Source organism: Gilliamella sp. App6-5, assembly GCF_001690525.1.
GTDB lineage: Bacteria > Pseudomonadota > Gammaproteobacteria > Enterobacterales > Orbaceae > Gilliamella > Gilliamella apicola_H.
The window spans coordinates 1-23,717 of the sequence record NZ_LZGT01000079.1 but is presented as its reverse complement, the minus strand read 5'-3'; the positions used below and the strand labels follow the sequence as shown (position 1 = coordinate 23,717).

The following is a 23,717-nucleotide window of genomic DNA, read 5'->3' as shown; positions in this document are numbered from 1 at the left end:
AAAATGATATTAACAATAAATGGTAGAAATACTCATCCCACTAATATTCAAAATAAGTTATGTCGTGCACTGATAATTTCGCTATTCACATGGCGACGCAAAAACGCCAGTGATGATTCAGAACACCCGTACGGTTGGTGGGGCGATTCATTCCCAAGTATAGCAAATGACAAAATTGGATCACGGCTTTATTTATTATCTCGAGCTAAATTGACTAATCAAACGGCCAATTTTGCAAAAATTTATATAAAAGAAGCGGTGCAATGGATGCTTGATGATGGGCTAGCATCACGTATTGATGTTTCAGTAAAGCGAACCGATTTAACCGTTTTAGTTGCTACTATCAATATTTATAAAAAAGATGGCAGCAATGAAGAATTTAGGTTTGACAACTTATGGAGTGATATTAATGTCTAGTAGATTTTCAAGACCAACATTACCCGATTTAATCACAACTATACGCAATGATTTATATGCGCGCCTAGCCGTCGATGATGAATTAATTTCACTGCGACGCAACGATCCTGAAGTCTATGGGCGAGTTATCGCAGGGGCTACACATATGTTATTAGGCTACATTGAAAATATGGCTAAAAATATTTTGCCCGATCAAGCAGACGAAGCTTGGTTAACTCGGCATGGAAATATGAAACGCTGCTATAGAAAACAACCTACACCAGCAGTTGGTTATATTCGATTTGATGAAGTGGCTGATGGCATTGTTATCAATAAAGACCAAAAAGTCAGACGTCAAGTTGATCAGCGCATGTATACCGTTACCCAAACGACAACATCAGCAAATAATGTTTTAAGAGTACCTGTAGTATGTGACGAGGTAGGTAAAAAAGGAAACTGCGATGATGGTACCAGTATGTCACTGATTACCCCTGTTACTGGACTATCATCAACATGTTTTGCTGATTCAATAGAAGCAGGTGCTGATATTGAAGATTTGGAAGCATTTAGAAAACGTGTTATAGACAGATGGTATTACACTCCTCAAAGTGGTGCTGATCAAGATTATATACAGTGGGCAAAAGAAGTACCTAGCGTTACAAGGGCTTGGTGTTATCGTCATTGGGCTGGAGCGGGTAGCGTTGGCGTGATGGTTGCAAATAGTGATCCCGTTAATCCCGTTTTAGACAATACCACAATTCAAAATGTCAAAAAACATATTGATCCACTGGCACCCGTTGCTGGCTCTATGCTGATAGTGTTTTCACCAACACCCAAACCTATTAATTTTAAAATTATGGTCACACCTGATAACCCAAAAATTCGTTATCAAATAGAAGCCGAGTTAAAAGAATTTTTGTTACGCGAAGGGAGACCACAATCAACACTATTTAGATCACGTATTAGCGAAGTGATTAGTTCATCATTCGGCGAGTATGCCCATGAATTAGTTTACCCCGATAAAGATATATTTGTAGAAAAAAATCAGGTAGCGGTCTTCGGGGGTATTGAATGGATTTAGAAAAACAATACCAAAGCATGGTAGGGCACTTATTGCCCTACGGTCCTGCGTGGGATAAATCAGAACCAATCCTTTTATCACTAGCATTAACACTATCAAAAACGCATATTCGATTAGATGATTTAATGCAAGAAATCAATCCCAAAACGACGACAGAACTGATAGATAGATATGAGCAGATTTGCGGATTACCGGATAACTGTTATCCATCGGATGTTCAAACGCTAACTACTCGGCGCAACCGTTTAGACTCTAAGATAAATTTGGTCGGCGGCATAAGTAAAGAATTTTTTCTACAAGTTTTAAAAGCCAACGGTTATTTAGATGCCACGATCACAAACTATAACAATGATGTTTTTACCTGTGAATCAACATGCCAAGACTATTTATACGATGAAGAGTGGCGTTTCTATTGGATTGTAAACATACCTCACAATTATCAAATAACAGACATGACTTGTAATGACGGATGCGATTCACCTTTGAGAATGTGGGGCGATAAACAAATCGAATGCATAATTAATAAATTATGCCCATCACACACTTATGTAATTTTTAAATACGGAGTAACAAATGCATAGAATTGATACAGCCACTGCCCAAAAAGATAAGTTCGGGCAAGGAAAAAATGGCTTTACCCGTGGTAACCCACAAACTGGCACACCAGCAACGCAATTAGACTATCTTTATTGTGATGCTATTCAAGAAGAAATTGCCAACGCGATTGAGTCAGCAGGTATTAAGCTTGATAAATCAAAGCACGATCAACTCGCTACAGCCATTAAAGAATTTGTCAAGAAAGGTAGCGTAAAGCTTAACTCATCAATCAACAGCACATCAGAAACCGAAGCAGCAACACCGTTGGCTGTCAAAAAAGTAAATGACCAAGCTATAACCGCGAACAGCAATGCGGAAAATGCACACAATAGAATAGATGCGATAACAGATAAATTTCAATCTGATGGATTTGAATCACGAGTGTATTCTCATGACAAGCGTTTTTATTTGATAGTGAGAGATGACGGGACTGTGGGAATGTATAACACGGTTCGCCATTCCCTGCCGTGGGGTATCGGTGAGGACGGGGTGCTTCGTGAGGGTTATATTCCCGTCAACAAGGTGTTGAATCTAGAACAATATATTAGAGGTTTTACATTGCCGCCGGGCATACCTCTGCCGTGGCCTCAGGATCGGCCACCTGCTGGCTGGTTTGAATGTAACGGAGCATCATTTGATGTAAATCAATTTCCTAGATTAGCTTCAGTTTTTCCTTGGGGGCGGTTGCCAGATCTGCGCGGTGAATTTATCAGAGGGTGGGATAATGCGCGGGGTATAGATCCCTATCGAGTTATTTTGAGTTGGCAAGAAGATGCAATCAGAAATATCACAGGTACATTTAAAAGCTCTGCTGGAAATTATAATGGTGAGGTTCAAACCGGTGCATTTGCATTAACTGGCACCAAGTTGCACGGAGCCGGTTACAGCGGTTATTTTGAACATAGTTTAGTAGATTTTGATGTGTCGCGAGTCGTTCCTGTTGGAAATCAAAACCGCCCGCGCAACCTTGCATTTATGTATATAGTTAAAACAGAATAATTTTAGGAGATTTACAATGAAATACCAATTACAACCAGAAACAGCAATCTTAGACAATGATGGATTAACCATAAAAGCGGGATGGGTAGTGATTTATAATGTTGATTCCAACGGAGAGTATTTGGGCGCTACGTATCAGTATTTGCCGATTGGTGTTGGTGTACCGGCTAACTCATATTTAGATGCACCAAAACCAGTTAAAGACGGTAAAGCAATTGTTAGAGTTGGCGATAAGTGGACATACCCAAGCGATCATCGCGGTAAAAAAATCTACTCAACAGAAAATGGCGCAGAATCAACAGTAACAGAAATTGGCGACATTCCTACAGATTACACACTGTTAAAACCAAATTCTGAGTTTGATTCTTGGAACGGTGAAGCATGGATATTAGATGAAAATAAACAGCATCAGCACTATGTAAATGTTGCAACAGCACAGAAAAAACAGCTATTAAGCGAAGCTACTATGCAAATTGATTATCTACAAGATGCAATTGATACTGATATTGCAACTGATGAAGAAAAAGCGCTGTACGCAGAATGGAAAAAATATCGTGTATTATTAAATCGTATTGATGTTGATACTGCGCCAGCGATTGACTGGCCAAAAAAAACACAGTAATAATCAATTATTCTGGATAATTGTATTTGTTTTTTGCGTATAAACAGTGCAGTTATCCGGAATATCTTTATTTACAAATGACATTGCGCCGATTTTTACATTATTGCCTATCTTTTGAATCTTCGAAAATTTGCTGATTATGCCATATTGCCATTAAAGTACGTATGGCTCTTTCTGCTTTCCTATTCGTTTTCGGGTAGGCATGTTTTGTTAATTTTTGATTAATAATATTATTATTACCTGTTTTAACAAATAGGTGTTCACTTGTGCCTTGATATTCACGCTCATTATCGGAATAAATACATTAAATGCTATATTATTCTTCATCAATAAAATTAATTAACTCATTAAATTTAAAGTAATTTCATGCTGAAACGGTATAGAATCCTGAATATTTTTAACAAGAATTGCGTCTTTTTGAATAAAGAAATACTCTGTTTTATCACTAACTATATTATAACTATAAGAAATTTAAAGATTAATTGGTAGAATAAAAAAAGCGCAATATTTCCTATTTTATTTTTAATATTAATTTAATAAAAACAATTTGTTATAAAATAACTTTTATTTTAAGAATAATTAAAAAAGTTGGTAGAAATTTTAACTAAAATATTTTAATTATAAAACAAAATGTTATAATTGGTCTGTTCCCTATGCACATAGGGATAAACCGAATAATTTCTAGCCACTTTTCCCGAAGTATTTCTGTTCCCTATGCACATAGGGATAAACCGTAGGTACAAAAAAGGGCGTATATTTGCTCGCCCTGTTCCCTATGCACATAGGGATAAACCGAATTTAGTACACAAACTTTAGAACTAAATAATCTGTTCCCTATGCACATAGGGATAAACCGTTTGCATGATTGCTTAATGTGATAAAGTCACCCTGTTCCCTATGCACATAGGGATAAACCGGTTAACGACAATGCCGAAGAAACATAAATTAACTGTTCCCTATGCACATAGGGATAAACCGTGTACCCGTCGGGTGATTTGCCCGATCTGCGTCTGTTCCCTATGCACATAGGGATAAACCGCATTGAAGAAATTAGGCAAATGATAAAAGAGGCTGTTCCCTATGCACATAGGGATAAACCTAGATTGAATATGTCAAAATATTATAAATTGGATGGGTATGATTTAGTTTTGTTAACTGTTGTTCTTATTGAATTGCAAAATCCAAAATTACAACATGCAAAAAAAGGTGATTTTCTATCTATTGTAAAAGAAATATATAGATCATTGCCGGCTTATGTCCATTATACTATTGATCGATATTTTGAAACTATTTTTTTCGGTAGAAATTAATTGTTTTTATATAACATATATGCGAAAAATTAACTATTTATAAATAGTTGAGCTCGCTGACATATGGGACAGTTATTTGGGATTCATTTTTAAAGACAAAAACATCAATCCCGCATCATACGCGCTTAATTTTCCGACTACGGGGGCAAATGGATTGTATTTTGATTTAATCATATATGGCGACGGTGATGTTGATGGATTGACATGGACGCCCGTGACGCATGAAGGAATTACCGCGACAGTAAGACCGATAACAAGAATGGAGAGTTTGGCTCGGAATCGGGATTGGTTGTTAACCAAATATCCATTCTCATTCGTGCGCGTGACGCTAACAGACCCTGATGCAAGCACTCAACGGGGGAATCCCCATCCAAGTCGAATTCCGGTGCCAAGGTTACCGCAAACTTAGAGATCCTTATTATGGTGAAGAAGTAATAAAATATGGATTTGTTCTGCAAAAGTAGTTCGTGCACCAAGGAGGCTCACCTTGGTATACTTATTCTGATACTGTCGCTTGGTGTGGGGGGTAGGTTATCGAGTGCCACAGGTAAAAGAGCTGACTAACGCAGTTTGCGATTTTTCTAGGTGTCAAGGTGCTGTTGGAGCCACGCCGCCCCCAACTGGTAATTTTAGCTTGCATTGGATAGAAGCAGGGTTCTTTACTGAGTGGGGAGAAATGCACTTTTACCGCGGAGCAAACTTCGACTCTCTCAACTACTGGACGAGCGATTCTAAGGGACATCGATCCAAATACACAGTACAACCGTGCGGTCACATAGATTCCAGTATCGCGCTCGATGTCGACGGGTTTAATGTTTATCGAAATAACTCTATTTGCGTTACTCCTTAGTTTTTAGCATTTAGTTTTTAACCCTTAAGGTTGCGGTTGGGTTTATGGTGCTAATTAAGGATAAGTTATCAAATAACCAAGCTCCATCACAAGGCTGGACTAGGGATGAAAAAATAGTGCGTTTGCGCTTTTGCGACTAGATAACCAATTTTTAAAGTTTAGCTAGGTTTTAGACGCTCTATCTTTTGATGTGCGCTATCTTTTGACGTAGAAAGTAACAATGGTTATCACGTCCGATTTAGCGGATTGACCATCCCCCCTCACTAGGCGAGGGGGGAATTATGACTATTTTGGTTAGCAAACATGAAAATCTTCAAAATCAGTGCATATCCAACCCACCTACTTCACAAAATATCACTTTATTTTTTGTAAAGACAGTCAGTAAGAACGTTGATTTTATTTTTATAAAAGCAAATTCTTATCCAAAAGCGCTACTTTTTATAATTTCAATGCCTGCACGCTTTGCACTAAATCAGCAAGCTGTGTAACAATTTGAATGCCCGTATTTGCTTCATCGCCACCAAGCGTTTTGTTGCGCATAAAGTCGGTTTTAATTTGTTGCCAGCGTTGAGCTTGCTCTTTGGTTAATACACCACGAATTTCTGCCAATTTTAGTAAATTTTCTTCAGCGCCGTTGGTGAGTAATTGTGCCTCGCCAAGATAGTGATCTTCAATGATTTGATTTAATTCTTCATCATTCATAACCGAAGATACTTTTTCTGCCAGTTTATTCATATTTCGATAACTACCTTGCAATTTAAATGGTGGTTCTGTTCGGTATTTATCGGATTGTGCTGCGCTGACAATGTACTGTTGATTGACTTTAAACACGACTTCACGAATTTTTAATAAATGACGAAGTACAGCAATAATTTCGCTAATTTCAGCTTGGCTATAAGTATAGCTAAGTTCGTTGGTATTAAGCGGTTTTCCTTGCGCATGATCGATTAATCGATAAAGGTCATTAAGATCACGCAGGGCAAGAGGCGAAAGGATAGGATTGGATGTTAAGCAGTTTTCAATATAGCTTGACGCAAACACTTCATCCATGCCTCCAAGCACTTCACCTAAGTTATAAATATCTGCACGGTTAGCCAACATATCAGGAATTTTAAAGACTTCACCCGATTCGGTATAGGGGTTACCCGCCATAATCACACAGAATTTTTTGCCTCGCAGATCATAGGTTTTGGTTTTACCTTTCCAGACCCCTTCAATGCGTCGAGAGCCGTCACAGAGCGAAATAAATTTTTGTAAAAATTCGGGATTGGTATGTTGGATATCATCAAGATAAAGCATAACGTTGTTACCCATTTCAAGTGCTAAGTTAAGCTTTTCAAGTTCTTTGCGAGCTGTCGCATTGGGTGCTTGCTCGGGATCAAACGATAACACGCTATGACCTAATGCTGGTCCATTAATTTTCATAAAAATTAATCCCAGACGATTAGCGATATATTCCATTAAGGTTGTTTTACCATAACCCGGTGGGGATATAAGTAACAGTAATCCCATTAAATCGGTGCGACGACTTTCCCCCACGGTGCCCATTTGTTTTGCTAAGTTATCACCAATAATTGGTAAATAAACTTGGTTAATAAGTTTATTACGCACAAATGAACTTAATGGTTTTGCCTTAAATTCTTCAAGGTGTAAAAAGTGGCGTTGTTCTTCTAAAACCTCTTGGCGAAGCATTTGGTAATGTTTAAATTCTGGAATTATTACTCGTGATTGTTTACGCATACGACTGAAGAAGTCATCTAGATTTATCTTTAATACACCTTGTTTGATGCTTGGATGTTCGCCTAATAGATCATTAACTGTAATATCAAGGTCAATTTCGCTAATTGTTGTGGTGATGCCATTTTCTCTATCTAAAATACATAGCATAGCTGCTTCAGCAATATAAGCAGCGAATTTTTGATATTGAGGTAGGGTACATAGTCCTTTAAACCAACTTTCGATTAGGTTCCAACGATCGGCTATCCGTGACATTAGGTTTAATTGTGATTGATTAAAGTCCCCCCACATGTGAGACTGCTCTAGTTGTGTTTTTAATCCTTCAAACAATGTCAGACTATATTTACTTAACGTAAATTGTTGCGGTGTTTCGGCTAATACATAGCTTAAATATTCAGATGCTTGTTTGATGCGGTAATTATCATGTGGTATTGGATATTTTTGTAGAAATAAACCAAGTTGTTCTGATATTTCTTTACGTAGATTGATTAAGCCTTCTTCATGACCAAACAGTGAATAGATATCCATACAAGTTTTAGCGCGTTCTGGCCATAACTTAGCAATATCATTTTTTTGGTTATGATGCCAATAAAGCATCGCTAGACTGCGTGCTAATGGGTTATAACGTAACAAGCCTGCCACTTCGCCAAGTGGTATAAGTTTTAATAATATTTTTACAGCATCATGATCGTGAATGCCTTTTTCATAGCCTTCTCGATATCGTATTGCCGCATAATCGCGTACTGTTTTATTTAATATTTCGGGCTGATTTAATTCGCTAACAAGATCATCATAGCTAAAATCATGTTCTTTTTTTAATGCAGAATTAATTATTGAGTAGGCTAGGTATTCTGCCCGGTAAACCGTTGGGGATTCTGATTCTAATGACATTGTCCAAAACGGTTTGTAGCTTTCTAGCTTAGGATGCGCTATTTTTTCTTGATAGTCGGTACCTGTTAATTGTAAATATAAGTGGTTTTCTTTAGGTACAACGGTTAGGTCAAGCTCTTGGGTATTGACACTAAACTTATGCCTTGGACCGAGTTTTATGATATTACCGCCTGATTCAAAAATTTCTGATTTATCACGTAATGCGCGTATTGCTTGATCTTGTGCACTTTTAAATCGGGATTCGATATCATCAGCTTTAACATTATCAAATAGTGCTCTTAATTTTTCGACAATTTCACGAATTTTTTGAGCTAAAGGATCGGCAACAAAAAAAGCATTAAGTTCAGTTTGATCTGAAAACTTCGCAGTTCTTCTTGGTATGCTATCTAAAATTCGTTGTGCTGCAGTAAGTAGTGCTTCACTGCGTCTGGTCCTGTCTTCAAGTAGTGCTTGTTTGTGAGTTTCAAAAGACTCTAGTATCTCTTCGCGCTTTGCTAATATATCATTTAAAAACTCTTCGCTTTCGCTAAACTGATTTTCAAGTTCTTCTAATTGAACTAACAGCCTCGAAAGTTCATCATCACATTTTTCAGGTGTTGTTGCGAGCCCTAATGCATTGGCTATACTTTGACTAAATAGTTTAAATTGGGCACCAAATTGGGCAACCATTTCAACACTAGACAGATTTTTCCGTTTTTGATGAATTCTGGCTTTCGTTTGATTAAGTTTGGCATAAACTTCAGCAATTGATTCAATGATTTTTGTTTGCAATGTAACATCATCAAATTTTAATGATGCCATTAATTGGGATAACATATCTAAATCATTAGACATATCATCAGCTATTTTTGTTGGCTCACTAAGTTTTGCGGCAGAGTCTGCTTTAGCAATGTCATGCTCAATATTATCAATTTTTGATATGAATGGCGCTAAGGCTTGTTCACTACCTAAAAATTCCGCAGTGGCTAAAGAAACGATAGATTGGCGTTTTTTTAGTTCATCTTCCATTATTTCAATTTGGTTTAAATCGATATAACGGTAAGTTCTTAATGTGACAAGACTACCTAATTGCATTTTTATGGCATTAAGAGCATCGACATATTCTTGGGTTTCTTTCCAACTATCTGGATATAATTTTGCTAATAGATCTTGTTGATTTGAAATTGCTTCGCGCATAGCGCTATTTGATTGGCGGCGTATACTTTCAACTTTTTCATATTCATCAAGCACTAATTCGCTTGTTTGCGAGATATTACGAAGAATTGGCGCAAACGGTAAATTTTGTTCATCACTTAACCAAAAGTAGCTATCAAAAAGCCGTTTAGTATCTTCACTTAATTTGCTATATAGTTGGGATGATACGGATTGATTGTCAATTTCGCGAGCAATAAAATAGAGATCAGAAATACCACGAACTAGATCAGCATTACCAATTCTACCTAAAAAGCTGTTATTTGTTGGCTGTCTTGCGGCAAATTCATCGCTATAAAATGGTGTTTGCCAAATTTGCATTGGGTGGACGCGAGTGGGTTCATTATTTTCACCCTCGAATACGACCATTCTGCCATCTTCGAACACGGCATAACCTTGACCTAAAATAGGATTATCCAGTTTACGCTCAATCATATTATAATTAAATAATGCTAAGCGGCCTGAAGTTGGATCATAAAATATATATAAAACATCTTCACCATTAGGTGAACGTCTGATACGTCTAAAACGCATTCCCGACATTGACTGATCAAATGTTTTGTATTCGCCATTTTGTAAATAATAACCACCAGGAAAAATAATGCCATGATCTTCTGGAAGTTGGATACAAGCTTGACCTATAAAATCAATTCTTTGTACTTTTTGTGTTAGTATATTATAGACTAAATAACGCCAATTATCTTCACGATAAGGTAATACCTTTAATAGAATTAAAGATCCTACTTTCGCGTACTCTATTTTAGCATCATTGATGGATTGATTTTTATCGATAACATCTTCGCGGTAAATGCCAAGACCATCGTTGGTGTTATTTTCACATTTTATGGTTAAATCACCGCCAATGGTTTCAACAAAAACAGTATCTAACACATTTACATGCGGGAATCGACCATTAACGATATTTTCACGAGTGGTCTCTTGCCATTCAAAATCGTAAGCGGGCGGAAGTGCAATATCACGCTCTCCACGATTATCAATATAATTAATGGTTTTTTTATCGTTTGATATAGACCATCGAAAAACACGAATATCGCTAACACGTTCACCAATTTGGAAACTAGCAAGTAGTTTTCCATCACGTTCAACAAGTTGTAATAACTGTGCATTTTTATAATATGTATATAGTTCATTAAAATCTTGAACAAACCGATCAATATTTAAAAAGGTGTTAGAAATATCAACTAGATCCGCTTCGTAATTACCATCACGCTCGATCAATTGGTAAAGTGAAAATACATCTTCTATTTTGGTCTCTTTTTTTAACCCCATAAAGACGTTATATCCAAATAATAACCAATCGCCAAAACGTACAATGTCTCGTGCAATACAATTATTTTCAGTTCTTATCCGAATACGGCTAATAATTGACATGTCACTTTTGCCAAATTCAGCAAGCCTTTCTTGGTTTAGTGTCTCTGTTTTTTGGTTAAGTTCTTGTCCGAGTGATGTTAAACGTTTGCGAAGAATTTCATAAGCGCCACCTTCAGCAACGGCGTTATCAAGTATTGTTTGTTGTTGATTTTCTTGTTCTATTTCAGCCATTTTTAACTCGTTGATCATTATACAGAAAGGTTATTGTCTTTAGTCGGTCTGTACAACCAACTAAAGACAGTTGATAGTGATAATTAGAATTAAGAATTATCCAGAAGTATAAGATTTTTAACTATCACTTTCTTGGTTACTATCGGATGGTAAAAATTGCTTAGCTAAGGCTTTTAAATCTGCATTTTTCAACGCATCTTGTAAATCGATATTTTTGTTACCAGATAAGCGTGATAATACTGACTGTAAGGCAGATTGCAGAACTGGGCTTTGATTAACTGTTCCTTCAATAGCTTTACCCACACTAATTGCTTTAGAGAAGCTATTAAAGAAGTTATCATTACCACCAACGATTTCAATATTTGCTTTACTAAATGCTGCTGCAAGAACATTCGCTTGTTCGCGTGCAATGTCTTTATTGGCAGCAATAGCAGCCATAGCTTGTTCAAATCCTTTTTCAAGTGCTAAACGGAACTCTTCGTGGTTTTTCGATTGTTCATTCATTGTGCCCATTGCTTGGAATTTTTCAACTAAACCATTTGCTTCTGCGGTTAAGCGTTCACGAATAACCAATGCTTCAGCAAGACCTTGTTCCTTAGTTGCCGCTGCTTTAGCAAAACCAATTCGTTCATCGCCTCGAGCTTGAGCCGATAGTTTTTCTTCAAGTACTTTAGCTTCAGTTAGACCTTGTTTTTCAGTCGCTATTGCTTTTGCTTCAATAACTTTAGCTTCTGATAAGCCTTTTTCTTGATTACCTCTCGCTTCGGCAAGTAAGGTTTCAGCTGTAATATTGGCTTTGACTAATCCTTCTTTTTCTTCTGCTTCGGCTCGTGCTTTACGAACTTTAGCTTCAGCTAAACCAATGGCTGCTTCTTCGGCTTCAATACCTTGTGCTAATTGTTTTTTAGCTTCTGCCTGTTTAGCTGCGGCTTCGAGTTCAGCTTGAGCCATGGTGCTAATTTCAATGGCACGGTGTTTTGATGCTTGTTCATCTGCTTCAGCTTGTTTGACTTGTTTAACGAGTTCTTGTTCGGCTTTTGCCTCAGCTTCAATAATTGTGGTTTGTTTTTCACGATCTGCTCTTGAAACTTCACGCACTTCTTTGATGTTTTCTTCTTCGACTGCAACGGTTTTTTCAACAGCAACACGTTCTCGAATGACATTGGCAATAAGTTTTTTTTCTTCTTCAAGTACTTTATCTTTTTCAATTCGTTGTAGTTCAACTTCACGTTCGCGAGCAACGATTTCAAGAGAACGAGCTCTTTCAACACGTTCTTCTTCAATAGCAATAGCGCGTAGGCGATTTTGTTGTGCAACTTCTACTTCACGCAGGCGATTTTCTTCACGTACTTCAATTTCTTGTTGAGACTGGATTCTTGCTTGTTCTGCTTTTAAGCGCTCTTCTTCTTGTACTTTTAATGTTTCAGCAGCTTCGCGAGCACGAATTGTTTCGATTTCGCGTTTTTGGCGTGCTTCAGCATCGGCTTGCTGACGTTCAAGTTCTAATTTTGCTTCAATGGTTTCGGTATCTTTTTTCTTTAATGCTAATTCAAGATCTCGTTCACGTTTGTTTGTTTCATCTTTATGAACAGCAGTAATTGACGTGATTTTATTGATCCCTTCCGCATCAAAAATATTATCTGGATCAAGTGATTTTATTGGTGTTTGTTCTAAATAATCGATGGCAACATCTTCTAATGCATAACCATTAAGATCTTTACCGATAACGTCAATAATACGTTCACGAAAGTTCATGCGATCCTCAAACAATTTTGATAATTCAAATTGTTTACCTACGGTTTTCAGGGCTTCTGAAAATTTCGCACTAAAGAGCGAACTAACTGCTTTTTGATCTGATGCTCTATCTACACCAATTGATTTGGCTACTTTTAATACATCTTCAGTGGTTTCGTTCACTCGAAGATAAAAAGCAACACAGATATCTGCACGTAAATTATCTTTACAGATTAAACCATCTTTTCCTCGACGTTCTACATCAAAAGTAATTAATGAAATTTTCATAAATTCTTTTTTGTAGATAACTGGATAAACTAAAGCACCTGTAAAGTGTACTTTGGGTTTTGAGGTCATATCATTAACGATAAGTGCTGTACCTTGAGGAACTTTAATATAAAAAGCTTTAAATAATAAGAAAAATCCCATTATAATTAAATAAATAATTCCTACTGTTACAAGAAAAAATATTACTGTATCTGTATTTATATGCATAATTTACTTTTCTCCAAAAAATGAAATCTGACTATCCGTTAAATTCTTCAATGCTAATAATTTCGTAACAATTATTGGTTGTATCATATCGTAGTAGTATTGCTTTATCTCCACGTTTAAATTGATATGTTTCATCACTTCTAACTTGTAAAATCAATCCTGCCCCACCATCTTCATAAGTTGCTTCTCCTTTGATTTTATTTACAGTGCTGGAACGTATTTCAACAATTTGTCCTAATAATGATTTATGATCATTGGTTGCACTTAGCTTTTTGAATAAAGGGCGAATTGGTTTTATAACGAATGCAGTCAGGTAAATTGAAATAGTTAGGGTAATAATAAAAATAAATAATCCGACTAGGTAATAGTACAAAATAAAATCATATAAAGGTAAAATCAACAAGCGAAAACCAAAATAACTTGTGGACCATCCGAATAATGAAATTAAGGTGATAACAAGTGTCAGTGGCACATCATTAAGGCCAAATTTTAATAATAAACCACCTAATGTTGATGAGGGTACATCGGTTGTGATATCGTCTAGGTTAATTGCAATATCCAAACAATCAATACTTAAAATACCGGTTGCAGCAATTAACCAATACATAACACAAAGTGTTAATAAGGCGCTAAAAATAACAACCGGAAAGGAAAAAAAGATTCCCCAGAAAAGCTCCATTATATTTCCTTTATACTCATATTTTTTAAGCAGTTATTATAACTGGCTACTATTATTATATTTTTATTCGGTTATTTTAACTTAAAAAAATAAAACCTAAAAATTTAATTCGTTTTTTTTCCCTTTAATCTGGCTAAAATTGTCGCGGCATTTTGATTGCTCGATTTTATCCCTGCCTCCTCAAGTTTACGATCAAGTGAATCTTGATTTTCAGATACCGATAATTCTTTTTTTGCTTCGATCGTTGCAGCCGTTTGTTCTTGACGTTTTTTAATTCGCTCTAAAGAATCCAAAGCTGTTTGTAATTTTGTTGTTGAATTACCATAACGTTGAGCAATAGCTGATTGGGCTTTTTGCACACTTTCTGTGGCTTTTACAATATCGACTTGTTGTTTAAGATTACGAATGTTAATTTCTGTTTGTGATATTGTTTGACGTAGGTTTTTTACATTGTCAGCAAAATATGTTGCTTGTGTTTTATGAACTTTGTGTTCGTTTTCAAGAACTGAAAGCTTTTCAGCCACTTCTAAAGCTAACTTTTCATTATTGTTTTCTAATGCTTTGATGGCATAATTTTCATACTCAGTGATTTCAGCTTGAATTTTTTCAACTTCTTTTTCTGCTAATTTGTGTTGAGCAAGTATGTTTGCTAATGATTCTTTAGCTTGTTTTAATTCAACATCTGCATCGCGAATTTCTTGGTCTAATATACGCAGCGCTTGTGCATCGATAATTGCTTCACCTGCTTCATTGACACCACCACGAAGTGCTGTAACAAGTTTTTTGAAGATAGCCATTGTTAATCTCCTTATTATCTATTTTAATTCAATTTGTTAATGTTAATATGTTGTTCATAAGCTTCGGTAGCTTTAATGACATTATCCGATAAAGTTTCTAATTCATAAATGATATCGCTTAGTAATGAAGATGCACTCAACGCGCCATACATAATATAATTTAATGAACCATCGCCTGTTTTTTCAATTGCAATGGTTGATAATGGAAATAGTTTTCGAGTATATAATATTTCTTCATTAAATTGAGTCGGCTGTTTGACAATATCAACAGGCCAAAGTAGGGCTTCAACGATAATTTGTTGATTAGAAATACTTAAAAATAATGGTAGATCACCATATTCATGCATAACGATATGCAAACAAGCATCAATACCATCGATAACTTCAATGCTAGCAAAATCTTGTTTAACTAATTGTGAATCATGTAAAGCTTGATAAAGATCTGTAATTGACCAAACTTCATTTTTTTTCATTTTATTGTTTTCCTGTTTATTGTTAAAGCATGTGTTACTGACAAGACGAAACTGCTTTTCAATTTCGAATAATTTCGTTGCATTTTCGGGTAAAATCCAAACTTCTTTTTTTATTAGACCTTGTTCACGCAAACGTTGCCTATATTGTTGTTGATAAAATGCAGAGCTTTTGGTCTCTTTTATTTTTTTCATGGATTTTTTGTTTAATTTAATCATTAATGTGGTTTATATTAACACAAAGTTATTACATGTAAATATTACATGTAATAATTTTATTGTTTATATCAAATAAATTTGTAAGCATTATAAAACTTGATTTTGATAAAAATTAAAAGGAATTAAATATTTAAAAAAGAGTATTACTTACTATAAAGATTTGTCAAAATGTTGGAGAAAGGGATTTTTGTTGCAGGTCCTTGTTAGCTTTACAATAATAAGCAATTTATTAAGATGAAACAGATAATGATTTTTATAGTTCATATATGATCATTTTATGAGAACTCGAGCATTTAGACGACACAAATTAAACGATGTCTAAATAATAGAAAAAATGATTTTTACTCTGGTGATTCTAGAAAGTCACTTAAAAGACATATAACAACATCTACATTTTGCTCATGTTGGATGTGTGGTAACTCAATATTTATAAAATTGATTTTGCTCTAGATAAAAACCAGCTTGCACATATAATCGCTAACTAAATTAAGTTGATGGAAGTTGATTTTGTAAATACCCCAAACTTAGTACACAACTCACGTAGAAAATTAAGCAGCCTGTTTTAGTGTTTTATACTCAAGCGGTGTCATGTTATTTAATGCCTCATGTGGTCTTTCGGTGTTATAAATCGTTAACCATTCTTCGGTTATTCTTCTTAATAGTAAGCACAACGACTTAAACCAACAATGGCACAACTCATAGCAATAGTAACTGAATGATTTTGTTGTAGTTGCTGTGCCCACGTTTTACGTGCCCCAGTTGGCACTAAAGCTTTTTTATGATTTCTTCCTGAAGCTGGGATTTTAAGCTCAGTTCGGCAAACATCTGCTTAAGCTTGCGATTTTCAGCCTCCAGCTCCTTTAAGCGTTTGATATCCGAAGTTTCCATTCCGCCGTATTTTTCTCGCCATTTATAGAAAGTTGAATTTGCCATGCCATATTTACGGCACAGTTCCTTGACAGGAATACCTGCTTCAGCTTCTTTTAAAATAGCGACGATTTGATGTTCAGTCATTTTTTTCATAACTAAATCCCCTTTACTTGTATCATAGAGAATTTTCTACTTTTGTGCTGTACTATTTTAGGGGATAGTTACAGTATTTGCCTATTTTTAAACTCAGCGAATGAGTAAAAAATAGGTAGATACAAAATGGATGAAAAAAGCCTATGAAAAATGGCTGCGGAGTAGGCATAGGTGTAAAAATACTAGGAGATTTAAGTAAATTAACAGATTTTATAAATAATCTGGTGATTGAAACAAGCGGAGATATGGGATGACCCCTAAAATAATGATATTATTCTGATGGTTAATAGGAATTAGAATATGATAATGTTGTTGTTTCGTAATTGGTATGAATTACATATCCTAATTATTTACCTTTTAACAAGGTACACAACAAGCGAATTTTTGCCAATTAGTTCTTTACATAAATAAACAGGTAATAAAAAAGCCCTTAAATAAGGACCTTTTGATATTTATTACACTTTTAATTTAAGGTAGATCCTAGAATGGAATATCGTCGTCAAAATCCATTGGAGGTTCGGGAGTTGTGACTGGTTGTGTTGGTGCTGCTGGTGCACTTTGAGTTGTTGGACGAGATTGTGCCGCCGGCGCAGATGAAAAATTATTTGCGCTTTGTCCCCAATTTTGTGAGCCATCATTGAAACTTTCGCCACTATTTCTTGAGCTTAAAATTTGTAAAGTACCACCAATTGGGTTGATCACCACTTCTGTAGTGTAACGATCTTGTCCTGACTGATCTTGCCATTTTCGAGTTTGTAATTGCCCTTCAAGATAAATTTGTGAACCTTTTTTTAAGTATTCGCCAGCAATTTCAGCTAATTTACCGAAAACAACAACGCGATGCCATTCAGTACGATCGCGGGTTTCACCAGTTTGCTTATCTTTCCATGATTCTGATGTTGCGACACTCAAATTAGCAACTGCATTACCATTAGACATGTAACGAACTTCTGGATCTTGTCCTAAGTTACCAACTAAAATGACTTTATTTATTCCTCGATTGGCCATTGTTAACTCCTAAAAATTGCATAAGTATTTAAGCTAGGTATTGTAACATGAGACTATAGTAATATCAGCGAATTTAATTCAATTAATGGAATATTGATCCCATTATGTAAAGATAGAGAAAGATTGGTCTAACCATAGGAATTTGTTACTTTAACGAGTATAATGCCAGATATTTGTTGATGTATTGTTCTAAACATTCCCCCCCTACTGGAGACCTTATGATTAATGCGTTTGGATTAAAAAACAAACAATTAGTGAAAATTAATGAAAGCGATATAAATAATGCGACTTGGGTTGATTTGATTGAACCAAAAGAAGCCGATCGTGATTTTGTTTTAACACATTTAGGACAAAACTTAGCAACGAGTATCGAGTTAGATGATATTGAGGCGTCAGCGCGTTTTTTTGAGGACAACGAAGGATTACATGTTCACTCTTTCTTTTTTTATGCAGATGCGGAAGACCGAGCAGGTAACTCAACAGTTGCATTTACTGTGCACAATGGGCGTCTATTTACTTTGCGTGAGCGTGATCTTCCAGCCTTTCGTTTGTATCGAATGCGTTCTCGTTATCAGAGCATGAACGATGGAAATCCCTATGAAGTATTACTTGATTTATTTGAAGTTAAAGTGGAACAATTAGCCGATCAAATCGAGAATATTTATAGTGAATTAGAAGAGTTAAGTTTAATTATTATGGATCGTTCTGCGCAAGAACATTATGATGAAGCGATCACCTCATTAGCTGAGCTTGAAGATACCGCGTGGAAAGTACGGCTTTGTTTAATGGATAGTCAACGAGCAGTTAACTATTTAGTTCGTCGAGCAAAAATGCCAGTAGATCAACTCGAACAAGCTCGTGAAGTGATTCGCGATATTGAGTCACTTGTTCCTCATAATGAATCATTATTTCAAAAAGTAAACTTCTTAATGCAAGCTGCAACCAGCTTCATTAATATCGAACAGAGCCGAATTATTAAGATTTTTTCGGTTGTGTCGGTTGTATTTTTACCGCCAACAGTGGTTGCTTCTGCTTATGGTATGAACTTTGAATTTATGCCCGAATTAAAATGGGAGTATGGTTATCCGTTTTCATTACTATTAATGTTATTAGCAGGTGTTGCGCCTTATATTTATTTTAAACTTAAAAAGTGGTTGTAGATTTTGGTTATTTTAAAATTTTGTCCGCTAACTTGGTTTAGCGGAGCCTCATATAAGCAATATCAATTAAGGTAAATTAGTTAAATTGTTATGAATAGTTCATAATATTACCTATTATGCTTTCGGTATGATGAATAAAAAGCTTACTATTTAAATTAAAATAATTAATTTATCATAAAAGGGAACAACATGAGTCAATATGCACTAGTCACAGATATTGGTGGTACCAATGCTCGTTTTGCGTTGTATGATTTAGCAACTAACGAGTTATCTGCAATCACTAAAATTCTTATCTCAAAAAATGATATATTATTAACATTAATTAAAGACTATTTAGCATCCCAATCAGTAACCGTTGAGATGGCTTGTATTGCAATTGCTTGCCCGATTGATGATGAGGATGTGATCAATATGACTAATAATGATTTGTCATTTTCGCGTTCTGAATTAATTCAAGCATTAAATCTTATAAAACTTGAAGTAATTAATGATTTTACAGCAGTGTCAATGTCAATACCTCAATTATCAAAAAAAGATTTAATCAAAATTGGTGGTGACGAACCTAATTTAAATTATCCCATTGCAATTTACGGTGCAGGTACAGGGCTTGGCGTGTCTCACTTAATAAAAGTTAACCAACATTGGATTAGTTTATCTGGCGAGGGCGGTCATACCGAATTGCCGATGACCAGTGAAGATGAAGATCGTATTTTAGCTCAGCTAAGAAAAAAGTTTGGGCGAGTTTCGACCGAACGTTTCCTATCAGGAAATGGTATTGTTAATATTTATCAAGCGCTGTTGCAAATTAAAGAACAACCTATAGAAGCAATGACACCAGACATTATTGTTAAAAATGCCTTATCAAAAAGTTGTCCGGTTTGTTTGCAAACTCTAACGTATTTTTGTACTTTTATGGGACGATTTGGCGGCAATTTGGCTTTAACACTAAATACTCAGGGTGGTGTTTATATTGCTGGGGGGATTGTGCCACGTTTTATCGAATTTTTTAAATCATCACCATTTAGAGAGGCATTTGAACATAAAGGTCGCATGTCTTATTTAGTTAAAAAAATTCCTGTTTATGTGATAACTCATGAAGATCCAGGGCTATTGGGTGCAGGTGTTTATTTGCAAAACAGTCTTAAGTAAGGTTTATTGATAAGGTTTTATTTTATGATGTGGTGTTATATTTATCGAAGTACTAAAAAAGAAAATTGTTATTTGTATATGGAACATGAAAATGACTTTTCAAGTATTCCAGAAAAAATACTTTCTATTTTTGGTTCGCCGGTATTTGTGATGAAAGTATTACTTGATGGTAAACGGCGTTTTGTTGTCGGTACTTCGGATGAAATTGAAGAAAAAATAAAGACAGATGGTTTTTTCTTGCAGATGTTAAAAGAAGATGATTTTAAAGTATGATTGAACCATTTTGGGAATCTAAAACATTAGATCAAATGAGCGATGATGAATGGGAACAGCTTTGTGATGGCTGTGGTCAATGTTGTCTTAATAAGTTAATGGACGAAGATACCGACGAAATCTTGTATACCAATGTTGCTTGTAATTTACTTGATTCTAAGACTTGTCAATGCAAACATTATCATAATCGTTTTAAATATGAACCAGATTGTATTAAGCTAACACGTGAAAATCTGCTTACCATTGAATGGTTACCACCAACTTGTACTTATCGTTATTTTTCTGAAACAGGTCAACTGCCTCATTGGCACCCACTGATTACCGGGAATAAGAAACTTATGCATAAGCTGAAAATATCCGTTAAAAATCGCATTGTTTATGAAAAAGATGTCATCTGTTGGGAAGATCACATTATTTAAAAAGAGAGTTATTGTTTTCTCGGATTGTTGATAAATTTCGCTATTATTTAAATCTAACATAGTGCTACCAAGGATATTTTATAAAAACATTTAAGTTAAAATTTCAATAAAATTAATTTGTTAGCTGGCTATTTTTTATTAAAATAAGACTGCTTTTTATTTAGTAGGTAATTGAGTCGTAGCAGCTATATTTAAAGCGGTTGGGTTGCTACTTCGTGAATAAACTCAAAATCAGTGGTATTTACAATGTTAAGAACAAAATGATTTTGTGGAAAAGGTTTGTTTTCTTTTTTATGTTTATTGAATATATTTTTCAGTATTGGCAATTCCTTTGATTGTTTTGCACTTATCTATTAGATAAAAAACTCGCTAAAAAGCGAGCTCTTTTTCAATAATCTAAAAAGTTTTCCCTCTGTTATTTGAGCTTAAAGTATAAGCCATAAATATCCAACAATATCGATAGCAAACATATTTAAAAACATCAAAATAAATACGAAAATCATAAATGAGATATCAATCATACCTATAGGGGGGACTATGCGGCGGATTGGCGATATAAGAGGTTCTGTTAACTGAGCAAGCAATTCATCCGCACCTGATTGTCCTCGACTTACCCAACTCGAAATTGCTCGAAATAGTAATAACCAAAATAATAAATATCCAAATGCATGCGCTATGGCTGCAATAGCATATAAAAGATATTCATTGGACCAAATTGGTTGATTAATCATGCTATAATAGTAAATAAAAACGATCTTCATAACAGCAACAAAGTACAAAAGAACCCATGTAGCGGTATCCATACGTTTAATCGAGGGAATAACTTTACGTAATGGACCAATAACGGGTTGGGTTATTTTGACAATAAATTGAGTAAATGGATTATAAAAATTTACACGTGCAGTTTGCATCCATAAACGCAAAATTAAGACATATAGGCATAATGTTAAAATAGTTTTTCCCAAAAAATAAAGTGATGTCATTTAAGACTCCTTAATATAAATTCTTTTGGCAATATATCACAAATATTGCCTTGCTCCAAAGATTGCCGTTCCTATGCGAACCATAGTACTACCAGCAACAATCGCAGCTTGCATATCGCTACTCATTCCCATAGATAATGTATCCATAAATGGGTAATCCGCCTGTAATGATTGTAGAAGTTGTTGCATTTGTTTGAAAACATCTAATTGTTTATCAAAATTATTTTCTATTTCAGGAATAGCCATTAAACCACGTAAATTTAAATTTGGTAGCGTGATAATGTGTTGCACCAAATCAGCAACTTCTTCAGGAGCAACCCCTGATTTACTGGCTTCTTGACTAATATTAACTTGAATTAAAACATTGAGTCTTCCCATATTAGCTGGGCGCTGATCGTTTAAACGCTGTGCGATTTTAAATCGATCAATGGTGTGCATCCAGTCAAAGTGTTCAGCGACTAATTTGCTTTTATTGGATTGTAATGGACCAATAAAATGCCATGTAAGTGCACTATTTGGCATGATTTGTTTGAAATATTGAATCTTTTCTACGCCTTCTTGCACATAGTTTTCACCAAAAGCGGATTGACCCGCATTTATTGCTTCGGTGATTTGTTGTATAGATTTAGTTTTACTGACTGCAATAAGTTCTATTGTATTGGGATCGCGTTCGCACTTTAATGCAATTTTTTCAATTTCTTTTTTAATAGCAATTAAATTGTCTTGTATTGTATTCATGTTAATTCCCAATTGGTAATTAGTAGGTAAAGTTTAATGTTAAACTCAATTTTGGCTCTTAGTGTAACGCAAAATGCGTCAGATTTGCACCTTTCAAGTGGCACAGCGCCATGTATTCGAGTTAATGGGCAATTACAATTTTTGTCTGAAGAAAAATTATCGCCATTACAACTTGAAATGGAATTATTTAATTTACTGGAACAATCACAAATTGATACCTTAAAGCAAAATAGACAAATCGATTTTGCTTATCATTTGGCTGAATTAGGGCGATTTAGGGTAAATATTTTCTATCAACAGCGCGGCATTTCAGCAGTATTTCGTGTTATTAATCTTCGTATTCCAACCTTATCACAAATTAATGCGCCTACTATTTTTAGAAAGCTTGCTATAATTGAGTCAGGGATTATTCTTATAACAGGTACAACAGGAAGTGGTAAATCGACGACTTTAGCATCATTAATTCAATATATAAATTCAACGGTCGCTAAGCATATTATCACCTTAGAAGATCCAATTGAGTATATTTACCAAAATGATAAATCATTAATTCAGCAATGCGAGGTGGCAAATTTTGGAAGTTCTATTGATAGCCTTTTAAGGCAAGATCCCGATATCATATTGCTAGGTGAACTACGCAATAAACATTCGATCCAAGCTGCATTAACAGCTGCTGAAACCGGTCATTTAGTTTTTGCTACTTTGCATACTCGTTCGGCTATTCAGACCATTAATCGTATTATTGACGTATTTGAAGACAGTTCACGAGGTTTTATTCGCTCGCAATTATCAAATAGTTTAAGAGCAGTTATAAGTCAAAAATTAGTTCCAGATAATAATGGACGTAAAGCTTTATTTGAAATACTGATTAATACTCCAGCTGTTAGTAATTTGATCAATGAAGGCAAAACAAAGCAGATCTTCTCACTTATGCAGACTGGACAGCAGTATGGTATGCAAATTATGGAAGATTACTAATTAAAAAATGTAAATCATGTTTGGTCGTAAGCTGATTTTATCCGTTTACATATTTTACATAGTTTGGAAAGGAAAATAAGATATCTTTACAAATCTTAACAAAAAATAAGTTTATTTACTTTAAAGCGATACGTTTTTATGTTTATAATCTGTCTCTCTATTTATCCTAAAGTCTTATTTTGAGATTTAAATATAAGTTATTATTAAATAATCAATTGGGGAAAATTAATTAATCAGTTATTAATTGCTAATCTAATAATTTTATATGAAGATAACAAAATAAATCAAAGGCTTTGCGAAAATGTATAGGTCATGGTAAAATGGTAAACAACAGCACACAGCACACAGCACACAG

The 23,717-nt window shown here is 35.1% G+C and carries 20 protein-coding genes, 2 pseudogenes and 1 CRISPR repeat array; of the genes and pseudogenes, 11 read left to right on the top strand and 11 right to left on the bottom strand.

From position 1 onward, the window contains the following. Positions 1-3 precede the first annotated feature (3 nt). Genes A9G24_RS09715 through A9G24_RS09695 form a run of 5 tightly spaced genes read left to right on the top strand, consistent with a single transcriptional unit; the run spans position 4 to position 3,695 of the window. Positions 4-417: a phage GP46 family protein gene (locus tag A9G24_RS09715; protein ID WP_065638835.1), complete on the top strand. Its 414-nt coding sequence runs from the start codon at positions 4-6 to the stop codon at positions 415-417. Then, complete coding sequence (locus tag A9G24_RS09710; protein WP_065638834.1) at positions 410-1,477, top strand: baseplate J/gp47 family protein; 1,068 nt, start codon at positions 410-412, stop codon at positions 1,475-1,477. Before A9G24_RS09715 ends, A9G24_RS09710 begins: the two co-directional genes overlap by 8 nt. After that, positions 1,468-2,058: a YmfQ family protein gene (locus tag A9G24_RS09705; protein WP_065638833.1), complete on the top strand. Its 591-nt coding sequence runs from the start codon at positions 1,468-1,470 to the stop codon at positions 2,056-2,058. The genes A9G24_RS09710 and A9G24_RS09705 overlap by 10 nt, the downstream gene beginning before the upstream one ends. Further along, positions 2,051-3,073 (top strand): phage tail protein, encoded by a 1,023-nt coding sequence (locus A9G24_RS13085; RefSeq protein ID WP_081303155.1) that lies wholly within the window; start codon positions 2,051-2,053, stop codon positions 3,071-3,073. The genes A9G24_RS09705 and A9G24_RS13085 overlap by 8 nt, the downstream gene beginning before the upstream one ends. Before the next feature lie 16 nt (positions 3,074-3,089). Beyond that, entirely contained in the window at positions 3,090-3,695 is a 606-nt protein-coding gene (locus A9G24_RS09695) for a tail fiber assembly protein (RefSeq protein ID WP_065638832.1), read from the top strand. Positions 3,696-3,698: 3 nt separating this feature from the next. Here A9G24_RS09695 and A9G24_RS13385 read toward each other — a convergent pair. Beyond that, positions 3,699-3,812, bottom strand: a pseudogene (locus A9G24_RS13385) (hypothetical protein); the annotation flags it as partial. Between the two features lie 527 nt (positions 3,813-4,339). Next, a CRISPR array of direct repeats spans positions 4,340-4,795; the repeat unit is 29 nt; unit sequence CTGTTCCCTATGCACATAGGGATAAACCG. Between the two features lie 478 nt (positions 4,796-5,273). On the opposite strand from A9G24_RS13385, the gene A9G24_RS12910 reads away from it, so the two are divergent. Further along, a complete protein-coding gene (locus tag A9G24_RS12910) occupies positions 5,274-5,414 on the top strand; it encodes a hypothetical protein (RefSeq protein ID WP_176701193.1) in 141 nt (46 codons plus the stop codon). Positions 5,415-6,293: 879 nt separating this feature from the next. On the opposite strand, the gene A9G24_RS09675 is transcribed toward A9G24_RS12910, so the two are convergent. From A9G24_RS09675 to A9G24_RS09645, 8 genes and pseudogenes are all read right to left on the bottom strand, one after another. Continuing rightward, positions 6,294-11,237, bottom strand: a complete 4,944-nt coding sequence (locus tag A9G24_RS09675) for a DNA repair ATPase (RefSeq protein WP_065638828.1) — start codon at positions 11,235-11,237, stop codon at positions 6,294-6,296. A 117-nt stretch (positions 11,238-11,354) separates the two neighbouring features. Beyond that, positions 11,355-13,466 carry a hypothetical protein gene (locus A9G24_RS09670; protein ID WP_065638827.1) on the bottom strand — a complete coding sequence of 704 codons (2,112 nt, stop codon included), beginning with the start codon at positions 13,464-13,466 and terminating at the stop codon, positions 11,355-11,357. A 31-nt stretch (positions 13,467-13,497) separates the two neighbouring features. Beyond that, complete coding sequence (locus A9G24_RS09665) at positions 13,498-14,145, bottom strand: hypothetical protein (RefSeq protein WP_065638826.1); 648 nt, start codon at positions 14,143-14,145, stop codon at positions 13,498-13,500. A 104-nt stretch (positions 14,146-14,249) separates the two neighbouring features. Continuing rightward, positions 14,250-14,942, bottom strand: coding sequence for a PspA/IM30 family protein (locus A9G24_RS09660; RefSeq protein ID WP_065638825.1), 693 nt, complete (start codon positions 14,940-14,942; stop codon positions 14,250-14,252). Positions 14,943-14,965: 23 nt separating this feature from the next. Further along, a complete protein-coding gene (locus tag A9G24_RS09655) occupies positions 14,966-15,607 on the bottom strand; it encodes a YjfI family protein (RefSeq protein WP_065638845.1) in 642 nt (213 codons plus the stop codon). A gap of 572 nt (positions 15,608-16,179) precedes the next feature. Then, on the bottom strand, positions 16,180-16,302 hold the full coding sequence (locus tag A9G24_RS12905) for an integrase core domain-containing protein (protein WP_174797255.1): 123 nt from the start codon (positions 16,300-16,302) through the stop codon (positions 16,180-16,182). Positions 16,303-16,428: 126 nt separating this feature from the next. Continuing rightward, a pseudogene (locus tag A9G24_RS09650) lies at positions 16,429-16,654 on the bottom strand (transposase); the annotation flags it as partial. Between the two features lie 480 nt (positions 16,655-17,134). Next, a complete protein-coding gene (locus A9G24_RS09645) occupies positions 17,135-17,662 on the bottom strand; it encodes a single-stranded DNA-binding protein (RefSeq protein WP_065638824.1) in 528 nt (175 codons plus the stop codon). A gap of 218 nt (positions 17,663-17,880) precedes the next feature. On the opposite strand from A9G24_RS09645, the gene corA reads away from it, so the two are divergent. The 4 genes from corA to A9G24_RS09625 all read left to right on the top strand — a co-directional run bounded on the left by corA (position 17,881) and on the right by A9G24_RS09625 (position 20,663). Further along, the gene (gene corA / locus A9G24_RS09640) at positions 17,881-18,822 is read left to right on the top strand and encodes a magnesium/cobalt transporter CorA (RefSeq protein ID WP_065638823.1); all 942 of its coding nucleotides are present in this window, start codon (positions 17,881-17,883) and stop codon (positions 18,820-18,822) included. 189 nt (positions 18,823-19,011) lie between these two features. Next, on the top strand, positions 19,012-19,971 hold the full coding sequence (locus tag A9G24_RS09635; RefSeq protein ID WP_065638822.1) for a glucokinase: 960 nt from the start codon (positions 19,012-19,014) through the stop codon (positions 19,969-19,971). Between the two features lie 24 nt (positions 19,972-19,995). Next, positions 19,996-20,244, top strand: a complete 249-nt coding sequence (locus A9G24_RS09630) for a YcgL domain-containing protein (protein WP_081303153.1) — start codon at positions 19,996-19,998, stop codon at positions 20,242-20,244. Further along, entirely contained in the window at positions 20,241-20,663 is a 423-nt protein-coding gene (locus A9G24_RS09625; RefSeq protein ID WP_065638821.1) for a YcgN family cysteine cluster protein, read from the top strand. The genes A9G24_RS09630 and A9G24_RS09625 overlap by 4 nt, the downstream gene beginning before the upstream one ends. 425 nt (positions 20,664-21,088) lie before the next feature. Here A9G24_RS09625 and A9G24_RS09620 read toward each other — a convergent pair whose 3' ends face one another. Together A9G24_RS09620 and A9G24_RS09615 are read right to left on the bottom strand one after the other, a co-directional pair. Then, entirely contained in the window at positions 21,089-21,646 is a 558-nt protein-coding gene (locus A9G24_RS09620; RefSeq protein WP_065638820.1) for a YggT family protein, read from the bottom strand. Between the two features lie 36 nt (positions 21,647-21,682). Then, positions 21,683-22,384 (bottom strand): YggS family pyridoxal phosphate-dependent enzyme, encoded by a 702-nt coding sequence (locus A9G24_RS09615; protein ID WP_065638819.1) that lies wholly within the window; start codon positions 22,382-22,384, stop codon positions 21,683-21,685. 36 nt (positions 22,385-22,420) lie between these two features. On the opposite strand from A9G24_RS09615, the gene A9G24_RS09610 reads away from it, so the two are divergent. After that, positions 22,421-23,362 carry a type IV pilus twitching motility protein PilT gene (locus A9G24_RS09610; protein ID WP_065638818.1) on the top strand — a complete coding sequence of 314 codons (942 nt, stop codon included), beginning with the start codon at positions 22,421-22,423 and terminating at the stop codon, positions 23,360-23,362. Positions 23,363-23,717 lie beyond the last annotated feature (355 nt).